At 70.0% G+C, this 21,863-nt stretch carries 22 protein-coding genes, 1 tRNA gene and 1 other RNA gene; 8 read left to right on the top strand and 16 right to left on the bottom strand.

Going from position 1 to position 21,863, the window contains the following annotated elements; translation table 11 throughout:
- The 11 genes from DDF62_RS12890 to DDF62_RS26660 form a co-directional block, all read right to left on the bottom strand.
- Positions 1–1,869: a serine hydrolase domain-containing protein gene (locus DDF62_RS12890; RefSeq protein ID WP_244286809.1), complete on the bottom strand. Its 1,869-nt coding sequence runs from the start codon at positions 1,867–1,869 to the stop codon at positions 1–3.
- A gap of 358 nt (positions 1,870–2,227) precedes the next feature.
- Entirely contained in the window at positions 2,228–3,028 is an 801-nt protein-coding gene (locus tag DDF62_RS12885) for a C13 family peptidase (RefSeq protein ID WP_116489466.1), read from the bottom strand.
- A 7-nt stretch (positions 3,029–3,035) separates the two neighbouring features.
- A complete protein-coding gene (locus DDF62_RS12880; protein WP_116489465.1) occupies positions 3,036–3,506 on the bottom strand; it encodes a PaaI family thioesterase in 471 nt (156 codons plus the stop codon).
- Between the two features lie 3 nt (positions 3,507–3,509).
- A complete protein-coding gene (locus tag DDF62_RS12875; RefSeq protein WP_116489464.1) occupies positions 3,510–3,989 on the bottom strand; it encodes an SspB family protein in 480 nt (159 codons plus the stop codon).
- A gap of 350 nt (positions 3,990–4,339) precedes the next feature.
- Positions 4,340–4,705: a transfer-messenger RNA gene (gene ssrA / locus DDF62_RS12870) on the bottom strand.
- A 5-nt stretch (positions 4,706–4,710) separates the two neighbouring features.
- Positions 4,711–4,935 (bottom strand): Atu4866 domain-containing protein, encoded by a 225-nt coding sequence (locus tag DDF62_RS12865; protein WP_116489511.1) that lies wholly within the window; start codon positions 4,933–4,935, stop codon positions 4,711–4,713.
- Positions 4,935–5,069, bottom strand: coding sequence for a hypothetical protein (locus tag DDF62_RS26485; RefSeq protein WP_279629664.1), 135 nt, complete (start codon positions 5,067–5,069; stop codon positions 4,935–4,937). Before DDF62_RS26485 ends, DDF62_RS12865 begins: the two co-directional genes overlap by 1 nt.
- A gap of 139 nt (positions 5,070–5,208) precedes the next feature.
- Entirely contained in the window at positions 5,209–6,090 is an 882-nt protein-coding gene (locus tag DDF62_RS12860; protein WP_116489463.1) for a hypothetical protein, read from the bottom strand.
- Positions 6,091–6,095: 5 nt separating this feature from the next.
- Entirely contained in the window at positions 6,096–6,653 is a 558-nt protein-coding gene (gene ilvN / locus DDF62_RS12855; RefSeq protein ID WP_101717566.1) for an acetolactate synthase small subunit, read from the bottom strand.
- A 41-nt stretch (positions 6,654–6,694) separates the two neighbouring features.
- A complete protein-coding gene (locus DDF62_RS12850; RefSeq protein WP_116489462.1) occupies positions 6,695–8,500 on the bottom strand; it encodes an acetolactate synthase 3 large subunit in 1,806 nt (601 codons plus the stop codon).
- A gap of 109 nt (positions 8,501–8,609) precedes the next feature.
- Positions 8,610–8,657: a hypothetical protein gene (locus DDF62_RS26660; RefSeq protein ID WP_370444040.1), complete on the bottom strand. Its 48-nt coding sequence runs from the start codon at positions 8,655–8,657 to the stop codon at positions 8,610–8,612.
- Positions 8,658–8,947: 290 nt separating this feature from the next.
- Between DDF62_RS26660 and DDF62_RS12845 the strand changes: the two genes are divergently transcribed.
- Positions 8,948–9,493 (top strand): hypothetical protein, encoded by a 546-nt coding sequence (locus DDF62_RS12845; protein ID WP_116489461.1) that lies wholly within the window; start codon positions 8,948–8,950, stop codon positions 9,491–9,493.
- On the opposite strand, the gene miaA is transcribed toward DDF62_RS12845, so the two are convergent.
- Positions 9,426–10,298 (bottom strand): tRNA (adenosine(37)-N6)-dimethylallyltransferase MiaA, encoded by an 873-nt coding sequence (miaA, locus tag DDF62_RS12840; protein ID WP_425267047.1) that lies wholly within the window; start codon positions 10,296–10,298, stop codon positions 9,426–9,428. The genes DDF62_RS12845 and miaA overlap by 68 nt on opposite strands.
- Before the next feature lie 61 nt (positions 10,299–10,359).
- Between miaA and DDF62_RS12835 the strand changes: the two genes are divergently transcribed.
- The 3 genes from DDF62_RS12835 to DDF62_RS12825 are packed head-to-tail and all read left to right on the top strand — an operon-like array spanning position 10,360 to position 12,380.
- Positions 10,360–10,827 (top strand): hypothetical protein, encoded by a 468-nt coding sequence (locus DDF62_RS12835; RefSeq protein ID WP_165832245.1) that lies wholly within the window; start codon positions 10,360–10,362, stop codon positions 10,825–10,827.
- A 42-nt stretch (positions 10,828–10,869) separates the two neighbouring features.
- Positions 10,870–11,718, top strand: coding sequence for a phosphoserine phosphatase SerB (gene serB / locus DDF62_RS12830; protein ID WP_244286808.1), 849 nt, complete (start codon positions 10,870–10,872; stop codon positions 11,716–11,718).
- A complete protein-coding gene (locus DDF62_RS12825) occupies positions 11,715–12,380 on the top strand; it encodes an HAD family hydrolase (protein ID WP_116489458.1) in 666 nt (221 codons plus the stop codon). The genes serB and DDF62_RS12825 overlap by 4 nt, the downstream gene beginning before the upstream one ends.
- A 134-nt stretch (positions 12,381–12,514) precedes the next feature.
- Here the strand turns inward: DDF62_RS12825 and hflC are convergent, their stop codons facing one another.
- Entirely contained in the window at positions 12,515–13,366 is an 852-nt protein-coding gene (gene hflC, locus DDF62_RS12820; protein WP_116489457.1) for a protease modulator HflC, read from the bottom strand.
- The gene (gene hflK, locus DDF62_RS12815; RefSeq protein ID WP_116489456.1) at positions 13,363–14,481 is read right to left on the bottom strand and encodes an FtsH protease activity modulator HflK; all 1,119 of its coding nucleotides are present in this window, start codon (positions 14,479–14,481) and stop codon (positions 13,363–13,365) included. The genes hflC and hflK overlap by 4 nt, the downstream gene beginning before the upstream one ends.
- A 105-nt stretch (positions 14,482–14,586) precedes the next feature.
- Here hflK and DDF62_RS12810 point away from each other — a divergent pair, with 105 nt between their 5' ends.
- Positions 14,587–15,699: an Mrp/NBP35 family ATP-binding protein gene (locus DDF62_RS12810; RefSeq protein ID WP_116489455.1), complete on the top strand. Its 1,113-nt coding sequence runs from the start codon at positions 14,587–14,589 to the stop codon at positions 15,697–15,699.
- A gap of 1,029 nt (positions 15,700–16,728) precedes the next feature.
- On the opposite strand, the gene DDF62_RS12805 is transcribed toward DDF62_RS12810, so the two are convergent.
- Entirely contained in the window at positions 16,729–17,574 is an 846-nt protein-coding gene (locus DDF62_RS12805; protein WP_244286807.1) for a hypothetical protein, read from the bottom strand.
- Positions 17,575–17,768: 194 nt separating this feature from the next.
- Positions 17,769–17,843, bottom strand: a tRNA-Lys gene (locus DDF62_RS12800).
- 228 nt (positions 17,844–18,071) lie between these two features.
- Here DDF62_RS12800 and DDF62_RS12795 point away from each other — a divergent pair.
- Genes DDF62_RS12795 through DDF62_RS12785 form a run of 3 tightly spaced genes read left to right on the top strand, consistent with a single transcriptional unit; the run spans position 18,072 to position 21,755 of the window.
- A complete protein-coding gene (locus tag DDF62_RS12795; protein WP_116489454.1) occupies positions 18,072–19,322 on the top strand; it encodes a rhamnogalacturonan acetylesterase in 1,251 nt (416 codons plus the stop codon).
- A gap of 19 nt (positions 19,323–19,341) precedes the next feature.
- Complete coding sequence (locus DDF62_RS12790) at positions 19,342–20,313, top strand: alpha/beta hydrolase (protein ID WP_116489453.1); 972 nt, start codon at positions 19,342–19,344, stop codon at positions 20,311–20,313.
- Positions 20,310–21,755: a rhamnogalacturonidase gene (locus tag DDF62_RS12785; RefSeq protein ID WP_116489452.1), complete on the top strand. Its 1,446-nt coding sequence runs from the start codon at positions 20,310–20,312 to the stop codon at positions 21,753–21,755. Before DDF62_RS12790 ends, DDF62_RS12785 begins: the two co-directional genes overlap by 4 nt.
- Positions 21,756–21,863 lie beyond the last annotated feature (108 nt).

The following is a 21,863-nucleotide window of genomic DNA, read 5'->3' as shown; positions in this document are numbered from 1 at the left end:
TCAGGTGTTCCAGAACTCGAGGAAGCCCCAGGCGGCCAGCACCACCGAGAAGCCGATGAAGATCAGCGCCGTGACCGTGAAGCACAGCTTGCGCAGGTCGTTCCAGCTGTCGACGCGGCGGCCGCCGCGCCAGACGACCGGCGCCATGGCCAGGGTCAGCAGGGTCAGCAGGGTGGCGATGAAGGCGCAGGCCGAGGCCGTCAGCAGCCAGCCGCTGGGCCAGCCGAAGACCACGGCGGCCACGTCTCCCGAGCCCAGCGCGAAGGCGCCCACGCAGGCGATCGCCGTCAGCCACAGCACCGCCTGGGTGGTCTGCAGCAGGCTGGCGCGGGCCTGGCTGGTGGTCTGGCGGGTGTCGCGGCGGCTGCGCACGAACACGCCGGCCAGGGTGGCGATCGAGGCCAGGGCGGCCAGCAGGGTCATGCCGGCCAGGACGCCCTGCTTGAACAGCGGGCCGACCCGCTCGTAGGCGGCGACGCCGGAGGGCGCGAAGAACCGCGCGGCCGCGCCGTCCTGGCGTTGGAAGACCAGCATGTCGGCGCTGTCGGCGGCCTTGAAGACGTCCTCGCGGTCGGTGGGGAGCCACAGGCGGGTCTGGCCGTCGGTGGTCACGGCGAGGCCGCCCTGATCGCTGACCCGCACCTTGGCGACGCCGATCAGGCGGTTCACGAAACCCTCCAGGCCGCCATAGGCGCGGCGGTCGGTCAGGTAGTCGCCCTCGTAGACGGCCGCCGCTTCGGCCGAGAGCGGCGTGAAGGCCGGCACGGCCCGGGCCGGGGCGTAGAAGCGCTCGACGATGGCCGAGGGCAGGGTCGCCGGCAGGCTCTGGCCGGTGTCGGTGTTGACCGAGACGAAGACGCCCAGGCCCAGGTCGGGCGCGATGACCATGTTGGAGTGGAACCACAGGGTGGCGCCGGCATGGCCGAAGCCGCGGCGATTGCCGGGCAGGGCGATGTCCTGGAAGCCGCTGTTCAGGCCGGCGGCGCCGGCCGCGGGGCGATAGCTGGGCGTGCGGAAGGCCTGTGCGGCGCGGGCCGAGAACACGGTGCGGCCGTCGATCGCCCCGCCGTTCAGCAGCAGGGTCATGTAGCGGGCCATGTCAGCGGCGGTGCTCGAGGCTGAGCCGGCCGGCGCGATCTGGCCGATGAACTCCACCGGCTGGGCCTGCAGGCCCAGCGGCGTCCAGCGATAGCCTTGGGCCATGTCGGCGGCCAGGGCCGGGGCCATCGGCGCGGGCAGGTCGTCGCGCCAGGCGCGGGGCTCGCGGAAAGTGGTGCGGGTCAGGCCCGCGGGAACGATCACGCGCTCGGCGATCAGGTCCTCGAACGGCTTGGCGCCGGTGTTGGCCAAGGCCGCGCCGACCAGGGCGACCCCGTAATTGGAGTAGGCCGGCAGCACGCCCGGTTCACGCACCCGGTTGGGGCGCTCCTGGCGCAGATAGACGTCCAGCGGCCGGATGCGGCGTTCGTCGCGCTCGAACAGCTGGCCCAGGGCGCGGTCCTCGAATCCGGGCGTGTGGTTGTAGAGGTCGCGCACGCGAACCGGGTTCTTCTTGCCCTGGTCGCGCACCTGAAGCTTCTCGGGCAGGTAGACGTTGATCGGCGTGTCGGGGCGGATGCGGCCGGCGTCGATCTCGTTTTGAAGGGCGATCCAGGTGAAGGTCTTGGAGATCGAGCCGATGCGGAACAGCGTCCGGTCCGGGTCGACCCGGCGACCATCGGCCAGACTGGCGACGCCATAGCCCTTCTTCAGAACGACCTGACCGTTCTGCACCACCGAGACGGTAACGCCGGCGATGTGGTCCTGGTTCATCGAGCGGCGGACGAAGCCGTCGACGAAGGCTTCCAGTTCAGGCGCGGGCAGGGGCATGACGCCGGGCAGGGCGGGCGCGACGGGAGGCGTCGCGGCGGGCGTGGCGGCCGGCGTGAGCGGACGTGTCGCGCGAACGGCCGGCGCGGTCCTCTGCGTGGTCGTCGCCGGACCAGGGACCGAAGCGCGCGGCGCGGTCGATATGGGGGCTGTCGGCGCCGTGCCTTGGCTCGTGGCGCTGCTCGCGCCTCCCAGCCAGATTCCCACGACCGCCGCGCACCGCGCGACCTTGGACGACAAACGCAACGTCACGTATCCCACCTCGCCGATAGAGCCCCTCAGGGCCTTCTTAGGCCAATTCGCGCGGCGAGGGACACCGGCGCCGGGAAGAAAACTGCCGCTGCGTCAGTCGGGCTGTTCAGTTTCCAGCCGGCGGCGGCGAAGCAGCCGGCGAGGGCGCCGGCTTTCGCGCCTTGGCGAAGGTGTAGAGCGGCAGCAGGGGGCGCAGTTCGGGGCCGATCCACATCTGCGGTTCCGACGGCGGAGTCATGCCGGTGTCGACTTCCTTGCGAGCCACGCAGGCCTGGACCGCCCGGCCCAGCGCGACGAAGTCGCGCGCCTTGCCGATCTCGGCCAGGAAGCAGTCGTCGAAATAGGGATAGCGATCGCTTTCGCCGCAGCCGAACGAGGTGCGGTCCGGACGTGCGGCGGTCAGGATCATGCGGTCGTCGCGTTCCAACGCGGGCACGAACACGCCCGAGAAGCAGGCCGAGACGACCACGATCGAGGGGCGGCCCGGGCAGGCGCCGTCGACCATCGCCGCCAGGCGCTGGGGGCGCAGGACCTTGTCGCCCATCACCACGCCCTCGGGCGCGCCGTGCGAGGTGATGTAGACGAGGCAGCCGGCGGGAGAGACCTCGGCGGCCGAGGCCAGGCCCGCCTGGATCGACTTGGGATCGGATGACGCCACGCCTTGCGACGGGTAGCGCTTTGGACGCGTCGAGAATTGGGCCGGCGCGGGGAAGCCGAGCGCCGTCAGGCTTTGGGAGACGTCGCGGCGAGCATTGTCGAAGGCCTCGGTCGAGCCGCCGGAATGGGCGCGGAAGTCGCCGGCCACGACGACGGCGGCCCAATGGTCGAATGGACCTTCGGCATGGGCGGGCGCGATGGCCAGGCAGGCCAGCAGCAGGCCGATGAGGAGGTTCGCCGTCCGGGCCATGGCGCGCCTATTTCTTGAACTTGGCGAAGGGCGTCGGCAAGGCCGTGCCCGTCGACGTGGCCAGCAGACGGCCCTCGGCGTCGTATAGCTCGCCTTCCATGAAGCAGACGGTTCTCCCCCACTTCACCACGCGGCCGACGCCGCGCAGCGGGCCGGGCATGGCCGGCCGCAGGAAGCTGGTCTTCATTTCGAGCGTGGGGACCACGTGGGTCATGCCCGAGGTGATCAGTCCGGCCACCGACATGCACTCGTCCAGCATGGCGCAGACGAAGCCGCCCTGGACCTGGCCCATCGGATTGGCCAGCAGGTCGGCGCGGGCGTCGAAGGCGATCTCGACGCGCCGCTCGGCCTGGCTGACGGCGATGAGCTTGAAGCCCAGCGTCAGGGCGCTGGGCGGCGCGTTCTTGGAAGCCGTGAAGCGGGCGAGTATCGCCTCGTCGGTAAGAGCGCTCTTCTCCTCCGAGACGACGTCGTTCAAGGCCTACTTCTTCCGGAACTGATCGAGGGAGATGATCTTGGGGGCCTCGTCGCCGTCGGCGGGGGGCGGGGTGGGCTCGGGTTCCGGCTCGACCGGCGCGGGCTCGATCTCGGGCGCCTCGAACTGCAAGGCGAACTGAACCGACGGGTCGTAAAAGCGGGTCACGGCGGCGTACGGGATCGACAGCCGCTTGGGCTGGCCGCCGAATTTCAGCGTCACCGAGAAGAAGGTCTCGCCCGGCGCCAGGTCCCAATACTGGTGCTGCAGGATGATCGTCATCTCGTCGGGGTACTTGCCGAGCAGGTCCTGCGGCGCGGAGACGCCGGGGGCCTGGGTCTTGAAGGTGATGTAGAGATGGTGCGGTTCGGGCAGGCCGCCGGGCGCGGCGGCCTTCTTCAGCGCGGCCTTCACGACGCCACGCAGGGCGTCCTGGGCCATGGCCTCGTACTGCATCAGGTCTTCGGTCGGAGGAGTGCGGGCCATGGGTCTTCGATAAAGCAAAAACGACAAATCCAGCCGCCAGCGTAACCCGTCGCGGGGCTGCGGCAAAGGCGCCCGTATACGGTAGCGGCGTACAAATTTTCGAGGGCGACCGGCGAGCTCGAAAAGTGGCGGATTTCCACCATCAGCCTCCTCGAATCCGCTGGATACGGAAGAGAAGGGAGCCGTCCACATTTCTGGAAGGTGGAGGGATTCTGTTGCCAGGCTCCCTCATTCCACTTTTGGCAAAGAGGAGGGAGCCGTCCACATTCCTAGAAAGTGGAGGGATTCTGTTGCCAGGCTCCCTCATTCCACTTTTGGCAAAGAGGAGGGAGCCGTCCACATTCCTGGAAAGTGGAGGGATTCTGTTGCCAGGCTCCCTCCGGGCCCCGCCTAGGGATCTGAACCCCTAGGACTTAAGAGGCGAATTCACCTGCACCGCATTACGCAGCGACGGCGAACTCTTCAGCGAAGTTATCGTTCGCATTTAGTTTAAAGGCCCGAAACGGTGGGCCAAGCCGAGAGAAAGCAAACACCTTTACACGTCTGTCGATGCTGATCGGCCCCATGCAGTCCCGTGATAACTCGGGAGAGATTTGGTGGAGCCGCCGGGAATCGCACCCGGGTCCAGTCCGCTTATTACGTGCGCGTTTATCCCCATAGTTCGGCCGAAGCCGGACAAACTGAATATAGGCCCTCGGGGCCGCGGATGGAAGGGGCGCGGCTAAACCGTCCCCAGGCTGAGGCGGCCGTCGGAGAGGCGGCCGGTGACCACGGCGCCGTGGTCCTCGAACAGTTTCAGCGTTTCGCCGACCAGGACGTAGGCGCCGGTGAAGACGCTGTCGGGGTTGGCGTGGACCTCGACGAAGCGGCCGTCGGGGCGCAGCTCCAGGCTGAAGCGGCCATCGGGCGAGGACCAGACGCCGGAGACAGGGAGGTGATCGATCATCATGGCAGGATCCTCCAGGCGGAAGCGGACGAGAGCAGGGCGGGCAGGGCGGCCATCGCGCAGGCGCCGGCCCAAAGGGCGATGGCGAACCAGCGCGGCGCCGCCGTCGCGCGACGGGGCATGTGGCGGGTCATGGCCAGGCTTTGACTTGGGGTTTGGTTTGGGGGAACGCCGCAGGGGAGCTACGGCGGAACGAGGCCAATATGACCGGGCCGGCTGTCCAGCCGGTAGAGCGATGCTCCGGGTTGATTGCACGATCCTACGGATCTGCGGTCAGCGAGGCTCGGGCGTAACGGGAGCGGGCGGCTCGACCGGTTCGGGCTCGTCGTCGGCGACCGGCACGGCTGGCGGCTGCGGGCGGCTGGACGTTCCGGCCTTCAGCTTGCCGCCCTGGGCCTTGAGGTCGGCATAGGCCGCAGCCTGGCGCGAGAAGTCGCCGCCGCGCGGCAGCACCGCGTCGAACAGCGGATCGCGGCCCGCCGCCGCACCGACGACGGCCGAGAGGACGCCGGCGATCGAGCCGACCTCGGCGTCGTCGCAGGCGCGGCGCAGGTGGCGCGCCTGGCCGGGAACCAGCAGGGTCACGTCCCAGGATACGCCGTCGACGCAGACGCCTTCGACCGCGCCGGCGCCGTAGTCGACGATGACGCTGCGGGGCTGGCCCCAGGCCGGATCGCCGGCCATGGCCTTGAGTACGGCGATGCGGTCGTCCGCCAGTTCGGCGTTGATGTCGACGCGGCGGCCAATCTCGGGGGTGCAGCAGCCGAGGCCCGCGCGGGCCTGGACGAAGGCGCGGCCGTCGCGGCGCACCGTGACGCGCACCACGGCCTGGCGGACGCCGCGCGCCGGGCGGGCCCAGGCCTCGAGCACGAGTTCGCCGCCGCGCACCAGCTGGGTCTGCAAGGGCTGCAGGCCCCACAGGCGGTAAAGCAGGGGATCGACGCCGTTGTCGATCGGGACCGGCTGTTCCTTGCGCCCCAGCCGGCGACCGGCCAGCGGGTCGATCTCTGACGAAGGGCGGGGAATCTCGTTCGACCACCACACCGCCGGATCGAGCGGCGGGGCGGGCGCGGCCGGAACCACGGGCGCGACCGGCTGGGCCTGGGCCGCGAGCGCCAGGGCTCCCGCGATGACGGCCGGTCCGATGACGCCCATGCGGCTTACATCCCTTCGAAGCCCCGCTCGATGGAAAGGACGCCGGTGCGGGAAAGTTCCACCAGGCCCAGCGGACGCATCAGGTCGAGGAACTTGTCGATCTTCGACGGCGCGCCCGAGATCTCGAACACGAAGCTTTCCAGCGTGGTGTCCACGGGCTTGGCGCGGAAGATGTCGGCGATGCGCAGGGCTTCCACGCGCTCGGGGCCCGAACCGCGCACCTTGACCAGGGCCAGCTCGCGCTCGACGCCATTGGGGTCGCGGGTCACGTCGTGCACGCGGCGGACGTTGACCACCTTGTTCAGCTGGGCCTCGATCTGGTCGAGCACCTGGCGCGTGCCGCGGGTGACCACGGTGATGCGGCTGGTGTGGGCCTTGCGGTCGGTCTCGGCCACCGTGAGGCTCTCGATGTTGTAACCGCGGGCGGCGAACAGGCCGACCACGCGGTGCAGCACGCCCGGCTCGTTGTCGACCAGCAGGGCGAAGGTCGCGGTCTGCTCGGCCTGCTCGTTGGGGCTGAGGTCATAGGCCGAGGCGGGGGCGGGTTGGACGTTTGCGGTCATGAATCGAGCCTAGAACAGTGTGTCGCGAAGGGCGAGGTCGATCAGACCAGCCCCGCGCCCTCTTCGCCGATGACGTTCCCGATGTCCTCGACCTCGCCCATGATCATCTCGTTGTGGGCCTTGCCCGAGGGGATCATCGGCAGGCAGTTCTCGTGCTTCTCGACGCGGCAGTCGAAGATCACCGGCTTGTCGCTGTTGATCATCTCCAGGATCTTGGCGTCGAGCTCGGCCGGATCCGAGCAGCGGATGCCGACCGCGCCATAGGCCTCGGCCAGCTTCACGAAGTCGGGCAGGCTGTCGGAATAGGAGTGGCTGTAGCGCTCGCCATGCAGCAGCTGCTGCCACTGGCGGACCATGCCCATCCATTCGTTGTTCAGGATGAAGATCTTGACCGGCAGGTCGAACTGGATCGCCGTCGACAGCTCCTGGATGCACATCTGGATCGAGGCTTCGCCGGCGATGTCGACGACCAGGCTCTTGGGGTGGGCCAGCTGCACGCCCAGGGCGGCGGGCAGGCCGTAGCCCATGGTGCCGAGGCCCCCGGAGGTCATCCAGCGGTTCGGCTCCTCGAAGCGGAAGAACTGCGCGGCCCACATCTGGTGCTGGCCGACCTCGGTGGTGATGTAGACGTCCTTGTCCTTGGACAGCTCGTACAGGCGCTGGATGGCGTACTGCGGCTTGATGACCGTGTCCGAGCGCTTGTAGGCGAGGCACTGGCGAGCGCGCCAGGCGTCGATCTGGGTCCACCAGTCGGTCAGGGCGGCCTTGTTGGGCTGGTGGCCGGCGGCTTTCCAGGCCTCGATCAGGTCTTCCAGGATGCTGCCGGCGTCGCCGACGATCGGCAGGTCGACGCGGACGTTCTTGTTGATCGACGAGGCGTCGATATCGATGTGGATCTTCTTGCTGCCCGGCGAGAAGGCGTCCAGGCGGCCGGTGACGCGGTCGTCGAAGCGGGCGCCGACGCAGATCATCACGTCGCAGTCGTGCATGGCGTTGTTGGCTTCGAAGGTGCCGTGCATGCCCAGCATGCCCAGCCACGCCGGATCGGCGGCCGGGAAGGCGCCCAGGCCCATCAGGGTCGAGGTGACCGGCGCGCCGGTCAGGGCGGCGAACTCGCGCAGGGCCTGGCTGGCCTTGGGGCCGGCGTTGATGACGCCGCCGCCGGTGTAGAAGATCGGCCGACGGGCCTGGGCGATCATCCTGGCGGCCTCGGCGATGCGGCCGGCGTCGCCCTTGATGCGCGGCGAATAGGCGTGGCTCGAGGCGACTTCCGTCGGGCCGTAGTATTCGCCCTTGGCGAACTGGACGTCCTTGGGGATGTCGATCAGCACCGGGCCGGGACGGCCGGTGGTGGCGATCTTGAACGCTTCGTGGATGATCTGCGGCAGGTCGCGAACGTCTTTGACCAGGTAGTTGTGCTTGGTGCACGAGCGGGTCATGCCGACGGTGTCGGCTTCCTGGAAGGCGTCGGTGCCGATCAGGTGGGTGGGGACCTGGCCGGTGATGACGACCATCGGGATCGAGTCCATCAGGGCGTCCATGATGCCGGTGATGGCGTTGGTGGCGCCAGGGCCCGAGGTGACCAGGACGACGCCCGGCTTGCCCGACGAGCGCGCATAGCCTTCGGCGGCGTGGGTCGCGCCCTGCTCGTGGCGGACCAGGATGTGCTGCAGGCGCGGCTCGTGGAACAGCGCGTCGTAGATCGGCAGGACCGCGCCGCCCGGATAGCCGAACAGGACTTCGACGCCCTGGTCCACGAGGCCGCGAACCACGATCTCGGCGCCGGTCATGGCGCGGTTCGCGGCGTCTGCGGGAGCGTTGCTCTCGATGGTCTGGTGGGCGGTCATGGCGGAAGTCCCGGATGGACGTGAAACTGGGCTTTGGCGGCGGCGGAAAAGAAAAAAGGCCCCGAAGGACCTTTGTGCGCGCGACCGATCTATCAACGTGACTTCGAGGTCACGCCGTGAACGGCCGCTCCATAAGTACGATCATGGTGGTGCGCACGAGTGTTGCTCCAAATGGATGATCGGGGAATGCCATGCTCGCGGAGGGGCGTCAAGGCGCGGTTTGACGCAATAAAAGACCTCGATTGGACGTGCTGGCGATCTCTTTGGCGGCAACTTGCTTCGGTCTCATCGTGCTGGGCGCAATGAGCTTGCGCGCGATGGCCGTCTGTCGGTCACGCTCTGCCTGTAATCTTGCGGCTGCGCGCATGGGGGCGCCGTCTCGCGTCGGACTTGCCGTCTACCGCGACCGTGCGCGAAGCTGACGCGTGAGTTGAGGGGGAGATCAAAATGCCACAGGCCGATACGCCGCCAGCGGCCGTCGCCGAGCCGCCGGCCATGCATCGCCTGGTGTCCATCGCGACCGAGGATCGGCCGCTGGTCCTGGTCAAGGGCGAACGATCGGAAGCCGCGCTGGCGCGGCAGGCGGTCTTCCTGAAGATGTCGGCCAGGGAGGAGGCGGCTCTGGCGACGCAGGGCGAGGGACTGGCCTTCAAGTGCCGGTGGATCATCGAGGCCTATCACCAGCGGGACTTCTGCTTCACCTCGATCACCGGCCAGACGGCCTGCACCGAACCGATGACCCGGATCCTCACGGAGACCGAGGCGGGAGAGACGCTGAGCGGGCCTGATGCACCGTGCGGCCTGGAGCTTCCGGAAGTGGCGCGGGCGTCCGACCGCCTGGGGGCGATCGTCCAGGCGCGCAGTGCGGTCCTGTTCAAGGCCGAGTACGAGCAGCGCGTCCGACCGGGCCTGCTGGCGTCGGGCGTCAAGCTGACGGAACGGCCCCCGGCGAGAGCCGCGACCAGTCCGACGTCTGGTTCCGGAACCAGGTGAGCTGGCGCTTGGCGTAGCGGCGGGTCTCCTGGCGGGCGGCGTCGAGGGCCTGGTCCTGGCTGGTTTCGCCGCGCAGGTGGGCGGCCAGTTCGCGATATCCGACGGCCTTGAGGGCGGGCAGGGCCGGATCGAGACGCCGCGCCTCCATCGCGGCGACCTCTTCGAGCGCGCCGTGCTCGACCATCAGGCCCAGCCGCGTGTCGCAGCGGGCGTAGAGCTCGGCGCGCGGCGGATCCAGGACCACGCCGCTCCATTCGCCGGGCTGCAGCGCGGGCCGGGTGTCGGCCTGCCAGTCTGACAGCGCGCGGCCGGTGGCCACGGCGACGGCATGGGCGCGGACCAGGCGCTGGCGGTCGCCGCTCTCGATCCGGGCCTCGGCTGCGGGGTCGAGGGGGCGCAGCAGGTCGCGGAAGGCGGCCTCGCCCTGGGCCGCGTAGAGCAGGCCGGAGATCTCGCGCTGGCTTTCGGGCACCGGCGGCACGTCGGCCAGCCCGTGGGTCAGGGCGCGGAAATAGAGGCCGGTGCCGCCGACGACGATGGCGGGACGGCCGCGAGCGGCGATGTCGTGCAGGGCCCTGACGGCCGCCGCCTGCCAGCGCCCCACCGACCAGCCCTCGGCCGCGTCGGCGACGCCGAACAGGTGGTGCGGGGCGCGGGCTTCTTCCGCGGGAGACGGAGCGGCCGTCAGCACCCGCAGGCCGGCATAGATCTGCATCGAGTCGGCGTTGACGATCTCGGCTCCGGTGCGCTCAGCCAGGTCCAGGGCATAGGCCGACTTGCCGCTGGCGGTGGGGCCAGCGATCATCCAGACGCGCGAGTCGGGTGCAAAGGGCGTTTCGACGGTTGCATGGGGGGCGTCACGGTCCATGAAGCGTACATACATGATCGCGGCCGCGATGGTCGCCTTCCTGACGGCCGGATCCGTCCAGGCCGCCACCACCGAGGCCGCCAAGGCCAAGGCGCCGCCGCCAGCCGCCCAGGCCGCGCCCGCGCCGGCCGAGTTGACCTCGCGGGAAAAGGCCGGCTGCGGCGCGGTGCTGGTGATCCTGGGCAAGGTGGCGACCAGCTATCCGCAGCTCTTCGCCCAGAAGGGCAATGACGGGCGCGGCGCGCAGTTCATGCTGGAGGCCTTCGGCGCCAAGGGACGCATGATGATGGACGAGGCCTTCGAGGACGGCGCCGAGCAGGGCGTGAAGCCGACCAAGGTCTATGAGGACGGCCTGGGTTTCCTGTTCGAGAGCGTCAAGCCCGAGCCGGGCGAGAGCAACGAGGCCGCCGGCAAGCGGGCCGCCATGGCGCTCTTGCAGCGCTGCACGGGCATCAGCACGAACTAATGCGGGTTGACGGCGGGGGGCGACTGGCTTAGCCGCCCCGCCATGCACGTCCTGACCCTCGTCGGCCCGGAGGCCGAAACTCTCGCCGCCGCTCTTGCGCTGGGCCAGATCGTTCCGCTCGGCCCGGACGCCGTCGACGTGACCTTCGAGGGCGAGGCCGCCCCGGTCCGCGACCGGGTCATCGCCGCCATCGGCGACAAGCCCGTCGACTTCGCGATCCAGCCCGCCCTGAACCGCAGGAAGCGCCTGCTGATCGCCGACATGGACTCGACGATCATCAATGTCGAATGCCTGGACGAGCTGGCCGACTTCGCCGGCGTGAAGGCGCAGGTCTCCGAGATCACCGAGCGCGCCATGCGGGGCGAGCTGGCCTTCGAGGGCGCCCTTCGCGAGCGGGTCGGCATGCTCAAGGGCCTTTCGACCTCGGCGCTGCAGACCTGCTTCGACGAGCGCGTGCGGCTCAACCCCGGCGCCGAGACGCTGGTCAAGACCATGGCCGCCCACGGCGCCCGCTGCGCCCTGGTCTCGGGCGGTTTCACCTTCTTCACCAGCCGGGTGGCGCAGGCCGCCGGCTTCCACCTGAACCGCGCCAACACCCTGATCGAGCAGGGCGACGCCCTGACCGGCGAGGTCGGCGATCCGATCCTAGGCAAGGAGGCCAAGCTGGCCGCCCTGAACGAGGAGACCGCCGCCCTGGGCCTGACCCCGGCCGACGCCCTGGCCGTGGGCGACGGCGCCAACGACCTGGCGATGATCGAGGCCGCGGGCCTGGGCGTCGCCTACCGCGCCAAGCCGATCGTCGCGGCCCAGGCCCATGCGAAGGTCGACCACGCCGACCTGACCGCGCTGCTGTATTTCCAGGGCTATCGCGCCGAGGAGTTCGCGCAGTGAGCTTCCCGCGCCGTGTCGAGGCGGTGGTCTTCGACATGGACGGCCTGCTGCTCGACACCGAGACCGTCTATCGCGCCGCGATGATCGACGCCGGCCAGGCGTTCGGGGTTCCGGTCACCGCGGCGACCTACGCCTCGATGGTCGGCAAGACCAATCCCGAATGCGCGGTGATGCTGCGCGACCTCTATGGCGAGACCTTTCCCGTCAAGCCGTTCTTCGAGCGGCTGTGGGCCGACGTCGAGCTGCTGCTCAAGGCCGAGATCCGGCTGAAGGACGGGGTGCAGGAGATCCTCGACCACCTGGACGAGCTGGGCCTGCCCCGCGCCATCGCCACCTCGAACGGCCTGCCGGCGGTGGAGCGCTATCTGGGCCGCTTCGATCTCCTTCCCCGGTTCCACGCGGTGGTCGCCCACCACGACGTGACGCGCCACAAGCCGCACCCGGATCCCTACCTGCTGGCCGCCCAGCGGCTGGGGGTCGATCCGCTGGCCTGCCTGGCGCTGGAGGATTCCCACCCCGGCGTCCGCGCGGCGCACGGGGCGGGGATGATGACCATCATGGTGCCCGACATCCTCGATCCCACCGAGGAGATGCACGAGAAGTGCGTCCACATCGCCGACAGCCTGCACGTGGTGCTGGACCTGCTGAAGCGGGCGGGGTGAGGACCCAAGAAACCTCCCCCTGTGGGGGAGGTGATCGCGCAGCGATCGGTGGGGGGAAGACGTTCGGACATGGCGGAAGCTGAAAACGTCCCCCCTCCGGCCCTTCGGGCCACCTCCCCCACAGGGGGAGGATCTTATCCCCCGGGACCCTTGTCGAAGTATTTGAAGTAGGCGCTGTCGGGCGACAGGACGAAGGTGGTGTCGCCCTTGCCCATCGACTGCTCGTAGGCCTGCATCGAGCGGTAGAAGGCGGCGAAGGACGGGTCGCGGCCGAAGCTGGAGGCGAACAGCTGGGCGCGCTGGGCGTCGGCCTCGCCTCGGATCTTTTCGGCTTCCTCGTAGGCGGTGGCGACGATCTCGCGGCGCTGCTGCTCGCCGATGGCGCGCAGTTCGGCGGCCTCCTGCTTGCGGGCCGTCTGCATCCGCTCGTAGACGGCCTGCTGGTTGGGCTCGGGCAGGTCGGCGCGCTTGATGCGCACGTCGATGATCTGGATCCCGAGGTCCGAGGCCTTGACCTGGCGCGCCACCTCGTCGCGGATCGCGGCCATGATCTGGGCCCGCTTGCCGGCGATCACGTCGCCGGAGTCGGCGCGGCCGATCTGCTCGCGCAGGGCGGCGTTGACGATGCGGTCCAGGCGGTCGCGGGCCACGGTCTCGCTGCCCAGCGCCCGGAAGAACTGGCGGGTGTCGGAGATCCGGTAGCGGACGAAGGCGTCGACCACCAGCTTCTGCTGGTCGGCGGCGGTGACTTCCTCCTGGTTGGCCGACAGGTCGATGTTGCGCTTGTCGAAGCGCAGCACGTTGTCGATCGGCGACTTCAGGTGCAGGCCGGGCGCGGTGACCACGGCGACCGGGTCGCCGAAGCGGACCACCAGGGCCTGCTGGCGCTGGTCGACCTTGTAGACCGTCGTGCTGACGAGGATCAGCGCGCCGACCGCGGCCACGCCGGCGGCGATCAGGGGCGTGTTGCTGGCGGGGCGGCTCATCGGGCGACTCCGTCGGTGGCGGCAGGGGCGGCGGCGGCGGCCGGGGCGACGGGCCTGGCGCGGAAGGTGTCCGACGGCAGGATCACCGGCGCGTTGGCGCCCTTGTTGTCGACGATGACCTTGTTGGAGTTGGCCAGCACGCGCTGCATGGTCTCGATATAGAGGCGCTCGCGCGTCACGGCCGGGGCCAGCTTGTACTGATCGTAGACCTGGTTGAAGCGGGCCGCGTCGCCCGAGGCCTCGCGCACCACCTGCTCGCGATAGCCCTTGGCCTGCTGGATCACCTGGGCGGCCTCGCCGCGGGCGACGTTGGCGGCCGACTGGGCGTTCTGGGCCGCGCGCTGCACGTCGCGGAAGGCGTCGACGACCGGCTCGGGGGCGTTGGCCACCTGGATGCGGACGCCCTCGACATAGACGCCGATGTCGTAGCGATCGAGCACCCGCTGCATCAGCAGGCGGGTCTGGGCCTCGACCTCGCCGCGGCCGTTGGTGAGGATCGGGGTGAGGGCGGTCTTGCCGACCACCTCGCGCATGGCGCTTTCGGCCACGTCCTTGAGCACGACGTTCGGCTCGCGGACGTTGAACACGTACTTGCCGGCGTCGGACACGCGCCACTGCACCGTGAACGACAGGTCGACGATGTTCTCGTCGCCGGTCAGCATCAGGCGCTCGGCCGGGACCTCGGCGCCGGGCACGCCGCCGATGTCGAGGGTCTGGATCGAGGTGACGGGCACGCGCTGCACGGCCTCGAACGGCCAGGGCAGGTGATAGCGCAGGCCAGGATTGCTGGTGCGGCTATAGGCGCCGAAGGTGGTGACCACGCCCTGCTGGTTGGGCTGGACGACATAGGTTCCCGTCAGCAGCCACAGGCCGACCACGGCGCCGGCGCCCAGCATGATCGCCTTGCCGCGGCCGGGGCCGCCGAAGGTGGCGCGCAGGCGCTCGGTGACCCGCTCGACCAGCTCGCTGACGTCGATCGGAGGCGGCGGAACGCCAGGCGGGCCGGATGCGGGGCGGCGGCCGGGGTCGGACTTGTTCCGCCCACCGTCGTTCTTGTCGTCGCCCGGCGGGGGAGAGCCCCAGGGGCCGGGTCCGGCGTTGTCGTTCCAGGGCATGGGCGGCGCTATCTTCCCGTCGCTCGTTCTTGCGGATGGCGGGGTTGTAAAAGCCCCCCCGTACGCGGATATGAGGACCCCCGCACGACAAGGCAAGACAAAGACGTGACCGCGACCCCTTCCGCCACCCCCGAAGACGCCCGCGAGGCCCTGGATCGCATCGAGGATCCGGCCACCGGTCTTGGCCTGGTCAAGGCCGGCCTGGTGCAGGGCCTGGTGGTGCGCGAAGGCAAGGCGGGCTTCGTCCTGGAGGTTCCGGCCGCGCGGGTCGGCGGCTATGGCCCGGTGCGCGAGGCGGCAGAGAAGGCCCTGGCCGCGCTGCCCGGGATCACCCGCGCCCAGGTGGTGCTGACCGCCCAGGCCCCGGCCGAGACCACGCGGGTGCGCAAGGGCGCCCGTGTCGCCGACGACCCGCAGGCCCAGGTCGGCCCGCCGCCGGCCTCGGAAAAGCCCGCTCACGTGCGCCACGTCATCGCCGTGGCCTCGGGCAAGGGCGGGGTGGGCAAGTCGACGGTCTCGACCAACCTGGCCTGCGCCCTGGCGGGGCTGGGCCTGAAGGTGGGCTTGCTGGACGCCGACATCTACGGCCCCTCGGCCCCGCGCATGATGGGCGTCGACGGCGAGCCGACCTTCGAGGACAAGAAGCTGCTGCCCATGGAAGCCCACGGCGTGAAGCTGATGTCGATCGGCTTCATGGTCGACGAGGGCAGGGCGATGATCTGGCGCGGGCCGATGGCCTCGTCGGCGGTGCGCCAGCTGATCCATGACGTGGCCTGGGGCAGCGAGGCCGAGCCGCTGGACGTGCTGGTCGTCGACCTGCCGCCGGGCACCGGCGACATCCACCTGACCCTGGTCCAGAAGCTGCGCATCGACGGAGTGGTGCTGGTCACCACGCCGCAGGAGATCGCCCTGATCGACGCGCGCCGCGCGGCGGCGATGTTCGCCAAGACCGCGACGCCGATCCTGGGCCTCATCGAGAACATGGCCTTCTTCGCCGACCCGGCGACGGGCGCGCCGATCCCGATCTTCGGCTCGGGCGGCGGCGTGGCCGAGGCGCAGGCGATCGGAACGCCGGTGCTGGCCCAGGTGCCGATCGAGATGAGCGTCCGCGAAGCGGGCGACGCGGGCCGGCCGGTGGTGCTGGCGGCTCCCGACAGCGCGGCGGCCAAGGCGTTCGTCGAGGCGGCCGGCGCGGTGTGGAAGAGCATTTCGCATTAGAGCCAGAGATGCTCCCCCTTCAGGGGGATCTGTCGCCCCCGGGTCCGGCCAAAGGCCGGCCCGAGGATAAACTCCGCCGACTGAGGGGGAGGGGACTGCTGGGTTTGGGGCGGTCGCTGTCTCGTCAGACACTTCCCCCTCCGGCCCTCCGGGCCACCTCCCCCTTCAGGGGGAGGATCTTTGGCGAGGAACCTCCCCCTCCTGGGGGAGGCGGCCGAAGGCCGGTGGGGGGGCGGTTTCAGCTTTCGGGGTGGTGGGTGAGTTCGTAGTCACTCCCCCCACCGATCGCTGCGCGATCGCCTCCCCCACGGGGGGAGGTTCCTCAAGACACGGCTTCGCATTCTCCCGCGCGGATGCGCGTTAGGTCGGGGAGGCGCGGAGCGGCCGGGCGGAGCCCGGGGACCGTGGGTTTGTTTAGCGTTTCGGCTTCGTCGACCGCTCCGCCGCGTCGTTATTCCGAAGGGCCGGAGGCGCGGGTGCTGTTTCAACCCTGGACCCGGCTGTCCCACGGACGGGCAGGACCAATAGCCCCGCGGTAATCCGGCGGCGGCCTCGGCTGATCCTGTTAGGCCGGTTTGAACGATCCCGGCCCTGTCGACCCGCTCGTTACGCCATGGACGGCTTGGCGGCCCAATCGCGCCTTCTGAGCGCTCCTGCAAACCCGCCTTTTCCCATGACGCTCCGAGCGGCCCCGCTCGATGCGGTCCTCGCCACGCTTGGGCCGGTACCAAGAGCCCTCCCCATAGCGGGGACGGGTTTGATTATGACCCAGGGCTGGGCGCGTCTGATAAGTTTGGCTGAGAAAGTTGTAGTACGTTGAGTTCGTTCGGTTCTTTGGCGAATTCACCGGGGATGGAGCTGGGTCTATCCCCGTCCGGCATCCAAGATGCTCCCCCTGAAGGGGGAGCTGTCGGCGAAGCCGACTGAGGGGGAAGGGATCGCCGACGTTGGGGTGCGCTGACGTCATCAGGCACTTCCCCCTCCGGCCCTTCGGGCCACCTCCTCCTTCAGGGGGAGGATCTTGGCGATTCAGTCGCTGGTCGGCCCCTGCGGCGTCGCCGGCTGGACCGGTTGCGGGGCGGCGGGGACGGGGGTGATGGGGTAGGCGGGTTTGCGCTTGCCCTTGGCGGTTTCGGGCGGGGCGTCCGCGGCCGGCGGGGCGTGGACGTCGGGAATCGGCTCGACGGTGGGGCCGACCACCGAGGGCTTGGGCTTGGGCGGCGGGGGCGGCGGCTCGTCCTTGCCGCCCATGAACGGGAAGCGGCGCTTCTTGGCCGGTTCGGGCTGGGCCTCGCCGCGGTGCTGGGGCGTGGCCGGCGGCATGCAGCCGCGCGCCTCGCCCAGGCCCTTGAGATAGGCGCGGCGCACGGCGCCGGCGGCCATGGCCGACTGGACCATGCGGTCGTGCTTCTCGGCGCCCGACAGCTTGCGCACCCAGCCGCGCATCGGGATCAGGTCCTGGGCGGCGCTGGCCATGGCGCCCAGGGCCGCGTCGCCGGCGGCCTTGCGGCCCCGGTCCATCAGGTCCTCGTCCTCGCCCGGCGGCACCTGGTCGAGGTCGATCCCCAGCGCCGCGTCGAGCGGCTTCACCAGGGCGGTCAGCTGGCCGCAGCTGGAGGGCTGGGGCCGGGCGTAGGGGTCCTGCATGGCCTCCAGCAGCACGGCCGGGATCTTGGTGCGCATCAGGTTGACGTCGCGCAGCGGGGCGGTGACGGCGCCGGAGAAGCCGTCCTTGTTGGCCTCGGAGGTGGTCTGGATCTTGTCGGGGTTCTCGACCTCGGCCGGAGCCGTGGAGACCTGGGGAGCGGGCTCGCGCGTGGTGGCGCAGGCGGCCAGCAGGGGCAGCGCGGCGGCGAGGAGGAGCAGACTTCGCATGACTTGACCCTAACGCGCGAGAAGCCGTGTCGTCATCCGCCGTGTCGCGTACGAATCGAACAGCCCCCCGAAGAGGTCGCGGAAGTTGCGGGCCGACTACGGCCTAGATTGGGCGGCAGGATGAACGCGGCCACGCCGGTCCCCGCTGGATGTCCAGTTCGGGGCTGATTTCGTTCAGGTTTTCGAGGAAGGTTTGGTGGGCCGGCTGGGATTCGAACCCAGGACCATTCGATTAAAAGTCGAATGCTCTACCACTGAGCTACCGGCCCGCTGTCGACACGGAAGGCCGTGAGAAGCGGCGCGGAACATAGTCGGGCCTCGGCTGCGTCGCAAGCCGGGTTTCGACCGTGGCTGTGGATGGGATGGCAATTGAATCCCACATGATGAGTTCGCGTGGCGATATGTGAAATATCTTGCGTCCGCGCCCGTTCTTCGGGATGGTCCGGCCTCAGAATGACGGCCGCGGGTCGCGGTACGAAGGGGGAGGCGAATCCAGGATGCAGCTCGCGCGACGCAGTGTTCTGGCCGGCTTGCTGCTGGCGCCCGCGACCGCCGCCACGGCGCTGGAGGCGCAGATGACGGCCCGCAGGTTCGACTTCACCGCCAAGCCGCGCGAGGGCTTCACGCCCGTCGCCGCCGATCGCCTGTATGATGCGGCCACGGGCTACGGCTTCGAGCCGGGCGAGAGGCGGTCGTTCTCGGTCGCCGTTCCGGAGGGCGACTGGCGCGTGACCCTGGAGGTCGAGGGCGGCGCCGACCTGACCGTCAAGGCCGAGTCCCGCCGGCTGATGGCCGAGCAGATCCGCACCAAGGCCAAGGAGCGCCGCGAGGTGGTGTTCGTGGTCAACACCCGCGACGCCTCGCTGCCGCCGCCGCCCAAGAACGCCCCGGGCGGGACCGGCGTGATCCTCAATCCGCGCGAGAAGGGCACGCCCAACTGGGACGACAGGCTGACCGTCGAGTTCTGCGGCCCGGCGCCGAAGGTGGCGCGGATGACCGTCGAGGCCGCCAGCGTGCCGCGCGTCTTCCTGCTGGGCGACTCCACGGTCACCGACCAGCCGTTCGAGCCGGCCGCGGGCTGGGGCCAGATGCTGCCGCGGTTCTTCGCCCCGACGGTGTCGGTGGCCAGCCACGCCGAGTCCGGCGAGACCATGAAGTCGTTCCTGATGGAGCACCGGCTGGACAAGGTGCTGAGCCAGACGCGGGCCGGCGATTTCGCGCTGATCCAGTTCGGCCACAACGACCAGAAGGAAAACTGGCCGCAGACCTATGTGGCCGCCGACAGCACCTATCGCGACTACCTGCGGGCCTATGTCGGCGAGTTCCGGCGCAGGAAGGCCACGCCCGTGCTGGTGACCTCGATGCATCGCCGGCGGTTCGACGGCGAGGGCAGGATCATCAACACCCACGGCGACTATCCGGCCGCGGTGCTGGCGGTGGGCGCCGAGCTCGGCGTGCCTGTCATTGACCTGGCGGCGATGAGCCGCGTCTTCTACGAGGCGCTGGGGCCCGTGCAGTCGCCCAAGGCCTTCGCCGACGGCGGCAAGGACATCACCCACCACGACAACTACGGCGCCTATGAGCTGGCCCGCTGCATCGTGGAGGGGATCAAGGCCGGCGTGCCCGAGCTGGCGCGCCATCTTGCCGCCGACGCCGGGTCGTTCGATCCGGCCAGGCCGACGCCGCCCGACAGCTTCGTCATGGCTCCCAGCGCGGCCCGCAGCAACGCGGCCCTGCGCGGCAACTGAATACTCGCGAGGTTTCCCGATGATCGACCGTCGCTCCCTGCTGGCCCTGGCCGGCGCGACCGCCGCCAGCCCGGCCCTGGCCCAAACCACCCAGGCGACCCCGGCCGTGAAGCCGTCCCTGGAGATCCAGCCGATCTGGCCGGGCAAGGCCCCGGGCGGCGAGAAGGTCACCGTCAAGGAGCAGGTCATCCTGCGCACGCCGGGCGGCGATCCCAACGACACGGCGTTCCTCAACATCACCGACCCGGTGCTGATGATGCGGCGTCCGGAAAAGCCCAACGGCGCGGCGATCCTGATGATCCCCGGCGGCGGCTACAAGCGCGTGGCGGTCAGCAAGGCCGGCGGGGCGATCGACAGGTGGATCGCCGACCAGGGCGTGACCGCCTTCGTCATGACCTACCGCCTGCCGGCCGACGGCTGGGCGGCGGGACCGGACGTGGCCTTGCAGGACGCCCAGCGGGCCATCCGCATCATCCGCTCGCGGGCCGGCGAGCTGGGCCTGGACCCGGCGCGCGTCGGCGTGATGGGCTTCTCGGCTGGCGGCCACCTTGCCGGGCGCCTGTCGACCCAGTTCAAGCGCGAGACCTATGCGCCGATCGACGCCATCGACCAGCTGTCGACCCGGCCGTCGGTGGCGGGCTTGTTCTATCCGGTGGTGACCATGCAGGCGCCGTTCGCGCATGGCGCCTCGATGAAGGAGCTGCTGGCCGGCGACGCCTCGGACGCGCGCCGCAAGGCCGCCTCGCTGGAGCTGGACGTGCCGGCCGACACGCCGCCGACCTTCATCGCCACCGCCGCCGACGACAAGGTGGTGCCGGCCGACAACTCCCTGCTGCTCTATTCGGCCCTGCGCGCGGCGGGCGTGCCCAGCGAGCTGCACATGTTCGAGAAGGGCGGCCACGGCTTCGGCGTGACCGGTCCGCAGGGCATGGACATGGGCTGGCCGCAGCTCTTGCCGCCGTTCCTGCGCCGCCACGGCCTCTACACGTGACCTTCGACGTCACGGGCTTCGGCGGCAGGGGCGACGGGCAGGCGCTGGACAGCGACGCGATCAACGCCGCCATCCAGGCCGCCGGCGCGGCCGGCGGCGGGACCGTGCGGCTGCCGGCGGGGCGGTATCTCTGCTTCTCGATCCGGCTGGCCAGCGGCGTGACGCTGAAGCTGGAGGAGGGCTGCGTGCTGGTCGCCGCCGATCCCGCGCGGCATGGCGGGTCCTACGATCCGCCCGAGGAGAACCCGCACGACCTCTACCAGGACTTCGGCCACAGCCACTGGCGCAACAGCCTGATCTGGGGCGAGGACCTGGAGGACGTGGCGATCGAGGGCCCAGGGCGCATCGACGGCGAGGGCCTGACCCGCGAGGGCCCGGGTTCGCGCTGGCGGCGGCAGGCGGGCGAGTTTCCGCTGAGCATGGTCGGCCTATCGGCCGAGGCGATGGCGGAACTCGTGCCCGAGCGGGCGGCGATGATCGGCCAGGGCAACAAGGCCATCGGGCTGAAGCGCTGCCGCAAGGTGCGGCTGTCGGGCTTCACGCTGGTGCGTGGCGGGCACTTCGCTGTGCTGGCCACGGGCTGCGAGGATCTGACGATCGAGAACCTGCTGGTCGACACCAACCGCGACGGGCTGGACATCGACGGCTGCAGTCGCGTGCGGATCAGCGGCTGCCGGGTCAACACGCCCAATGACGACGCCATCGTGCTGAAGGCCTCGATGGCCCTGGGCGAGGCGCTGCCGACGCAGGACGTCGAGATCGTCGGCTGCCACGTCTCTGGCTTCGACCTGGGCACGGTGCTGGACGGCACGCTGGGCCGCGAGCAGCGGCTGTCGCCCGACCAGGACCGGGTCACCGGCCGCATCAAGATCGGCACCGAGAGCAACGGCGATTTCCGGCGGATCCGCATCGCCGACTGCGTGCTGGAACGCTCGCGGGGGCTGGCGCTGGAGACCGTCGACGGCGGGACCATCGAGGACGTCGAGATCGAGAACGTGCGGCTGGTCGAGATGACCAGTTCGCCGCTGTTCCTGCGCCTGGGCGCGCGGCTGCGCGGGCCCGAGGGAACCCGGCCGGGCGCGCTGCGCCGGGTGAGCGTGCGCAACCTGGACGGCGAGGGCGCCTTCGCCGACCTGCCGGTGATCCTGGCGGGCCTGCCAGGCCATCCGATCGAGGACGTGCGGCTGGAGAACCTGAACCTGTCGTTCCTGGGCGGGGCGGAAGAGGCGGGCGTCGAGCCGCCGGAGCTGGAGGACGCCTATCCCGAGCCCCGCATGTTCGGCGATCCGCCGGCCTGGGGCCTGTGGGCGCGGCACGTGCGGGGGCTGGAGGTGACGGGGCTGTCGCTGGACGGCAACGCCGACGCCCGCTCGCCGGTGCGGGTCGACGGCCAGCCGGTCGCGCCGGAGGCCTTGGCCGGGCGTCCGTACGGTGCGGCTTAGCGTCGCGAGGCGCGATTAAACGCGCGCGACGCGTCGATTTTAGCACCTTCGCCTCATAGATGAGCGACAAGGGGCGGGATCGAGCCGTTCGATCCGGCGTGACGTCGA

It is taken from the genome of Caulobacter radicis, assembly GCF_003094615.1.
In the GTDB taxonomy this organism is placed as follows: domain Bacteria; phylum Pseudomonadota; class Alphaproteobacteria; order Caulobacterales; family Caulobacteraceae; genus Caulobacter; species Caulobacter radicis.
The sequence above is the reverse complement of the archived record's forward strand: the minus strand, read 5'-3'. Positions and strand labels throughout refer to the sequence as shown.